General features: G+C 36.5%; 3 protein-coding genes. 1 reads left to right on the plus strand and 2 read right to left on the minus strand.

Translation table 11 applies throughout. The features are described from left to right. The coding region (locus D6734_13405) for a hypothetical protein (GenBank protein ID RMF91922.1) at nucleotides 1-399 on the plus strand (399 nt) is incomplete at its 5' end. Between the two features lie 11 nt (nucleotides 400-410). On the opposite strand, the gene D6734_13410 is transcribed toward D6734_13405, so the two are convergent. Together D6734_13410 and D6734_13415 are read right to left on the minus strand one after the other, a co-directional pair. Continuing rightward, nucleotides 411-1,793, minus strand: coding sequence for a radical SAM protein (locus tag D6734_13410; protein RMF91923.1), 1,383 nt, complete (start codon nucleotides 1,791-1,793; stop codon nucleotides 411-413). Between the two features lie 9 nt (nucleotides 1,794-1,802). Beyond that, nucleotides 1,803-2,834: a glycosyltransferase family 2 protein gene (locus D6734_13415; protein ID RMF91924.1), complete on the minus strand. Its 1,032-nt coding sequence runs from the start codon at nucleotides 2,832-2,834 to the stop codon at nucleotides 1,803-1,805. Nucleotides 2,835-2,886 lie beyond the last annotated feature (52 nt).

Genomic DNA, 2,886 nt, shown 5'->3' on the forward strand with positions numbered 1-2,886 from the left:
ACTTACAACTATATAGAAGAGAATTTTAAAAATGCCTTAATTTGTTATCCTTTTGGCTGGCGTGAAATATTTTATCCATACAAGGGAAGCACCAATCTTTGGCTTTGGACATCACCACAAAACGAAAAACTTCCAGAAATCGTCAACAATAAAAAGATATATATATATACAAATGGTTATATAAAAGCGGATAGCTTCAAAAATATCTTTTGGGTTTTCCCTGTCAGCCATCCTTCTTCAATTGAAATATGGAAAAAAATTGAAGGAAATGATGAAACATTTTTTGATTACTATGCTTCAAGATATAAAAGAGAAATAAGAGAAGTCAGTCTTATGACACTTGAGCAATTTGGAAGCTATCCCTTTCCGATTTCATTTTATATTTCAAAAATAAAATGATCTGAAAAAAGCTACCCTTTCGATAGAAGCCACTTAACAACAGACCATCCCGATTTGAATAAGTTTTTTATCCTTGTAGGCGATTTTATTACAGCCCTGACTCTATCTAGTAAATAAGATGGCCTTAGAAAAAACTTTCTATAAGCATAGCGGATTATCTTCTGAAGCTTTTCTTCACTCCAATTGTCTGAAATTATTACAGGCCTTTTCAAATCTTTATCCAAAGGATTCTTTGCAGATGTTTCCTTATACCATCCTCTTTTAACTGCCTCATCATAAATCCATGTACCATAATAGGGAGAAAGAGTGCTGAATTGAGCATATGTGGGATTTATTTCAACTGCAAACTCTACAGTCCTCTTCTCATCTTCATAGGTTTCATTGGGTATTCCAAGGATGAAATATGCAATTGTTTCAATCCCCTCGTCTCGAGCCATCTGAAAAGCATTTTTTACCTTTGAAAGGTCTAAATTTTTTTTCAGATAATCAATCCCCTTTTGATTTCCGCTTTCGACTCCAAAGGCAATTACACGGCACCCTGCAGACTTCATTGCCTTCAGCATCTCTTTGTCAATTCTGTCAACTCTGCCTTCACATTTCCACTTTATATCAATTTTTCGCTCCTCTATTTTACTGCATATTTCCAGAACCCTGTCTCTCTTAAGAGTAAACAAATCATCATAAAATATGAAATTTTTAGTTCCATATTCACTTACAATCATTTCGATTTCAGAAATGATATTTTCAGCGCTTCTGCCGCGCCATTGGCTGCCAAAAACCGATTTGTCACAGAAAACACAACGATAAGGGCAACCTCGTGAAGTAAACATAGTTGTAACAGGCCCTTCCCACGCAAAGGGATAACGGTATCTTTCATTTGGAAGGGATGTCCTGTCTGGAAAAGGAATTGAATCTACATCAGCTATCAATTCTCGGCTTTGAGTTTTACCTTCTCTTAAAATGAGCCCTTTGACCGAGGAATAATCTTTTCCCCTCTCAATATAATCGAGCAATTCGCAAAATGTTATTTCGCCTTCACCTGCAACTCCTATATCTATTTCAGGACAATCCTCGAAAACTCTTTCGCCGAATGCCGTAATATGAGGCCCTCCCATAACAATCATATTCACATCATTTCTCAAAAGTTTAGCCGCCCTGAATGAGGTATCGATTACAGGACTCATACCTCCGATTGCCAATATGTCAGGTTTTATTTTTCTTACTTCTTCCCGAAGTTTGTCCCAATTTATGCCAAGAGCAAAGGCGTCAAGAATTTCAATATCAAAACCCTTGGCTTTTGCAGAGGAGGAAAGATAAGCAAGCCCCAAGGGAGGGACAACTATATTCTCATATTCACGTTTTCTTGCAGGCGGATTTAAAAGAAGCACTTTCATAATATCTTTTCATTCCTTTAATGCTATTTCTGTCGCACTTATCGCATACTCTTTAAGCCACCTGCGAAACTGTTTTGCATCTACTTTTGAAATTTTTTTTATCATTCTTCGCTTTTCAATCATCTTTGGAAGTCCAAGAAATGCTGATGCATATGCTTTTACCAAAATTATGAATAAGTCAATCTTTGAAAATTCTTCTGTAAATCTTCCAGCAGCCCCCTTCCCGCTTATTGCGCCATATGCCTGAAAAATGAAACGAAGTAGTGTGTAAATAGGGCTAACAACAAGATTGGACAAGGGGAAATATTTTATGGCAATCCAAATTCTGTTTCTTTCAACATAAAATGCTTTGAGTTTAGAATATGGTGATGTGGAAGCGGAATAGCGGTGATAGACAACTGCATTAGGTACATATGTGCATTTCCATCCGTATATTCTGCATAACAAACCTATATCTGTATCATCTCCATAGGCAAAAAAATCTTCATCAAAAGGAGGAAAGAAAGGAAATGCTTCCCTCCTATACATAGCCGCACATCCGCTAGCAAAAAAAACCTCTTCTTCCCTGTCATATTGCCCTCTATCCTCTTCAAGCCGCCCTCTTCCTCTGTTTAAACCGTCAGCATAGATTAAATGCCCCGTGTTATCAATTATCTTTCTTTTGTCATACTGAAGAATTTTGCTTGCAAACATTCCGGATTCAGGATTTCTATCTGCGCTTTTGACCAAAGATTCAATCCAGTTGTATTCTGCTACCGCATCACTGTTGATTAACAAAATGTACTCGCCTCGAGAATTTCTAATACCCTCATTATTTCCTCCTGCAAATCCTTTGTTATCGTCTAATCTAATCAGTTTTACTTTATCTGAATATTTTGCTTCAATCATTTCAGCGGAGCCATCAGTGGAAGCATTATCTACTACGATAATCTCTATGCTCTTATACGATTGTGAAATAAGAGAATCCAAACATTCCCCAATATAATCTTTTCCATTCCAGTTTAATACAATAACCGAAGCCAATCCTTTTTTTTCAGTCATAATTATTTATATGAAATTCTTTTTATTCAGCGAGAGGTATCTTGTATAATGC

Source organism: Candidatus Schekmanbacteria bacterium (assembly GCA_003695725.1).
Lineage (GTDB): Bacteria > Schekmanbacteria > GWA2-38-11 > GWA2-38-11 > J061 > J061.

Coding starts and splice junctions, on each gene's coding strand:
- D6734_13410 (RMF91923.1), bottom strand. CDS start 1,793: ATGAAAGTGCTTCTTTTAAATCCGCCTGCAAGAAAACGTGAATATGAG.
- D6734_13415 (RMF91924.1), bottom strand. CDS start 2,834: ATGACTGAAAAAAAAGGATTGGCTTCGGTTATTGTATTAAACTGGAAT.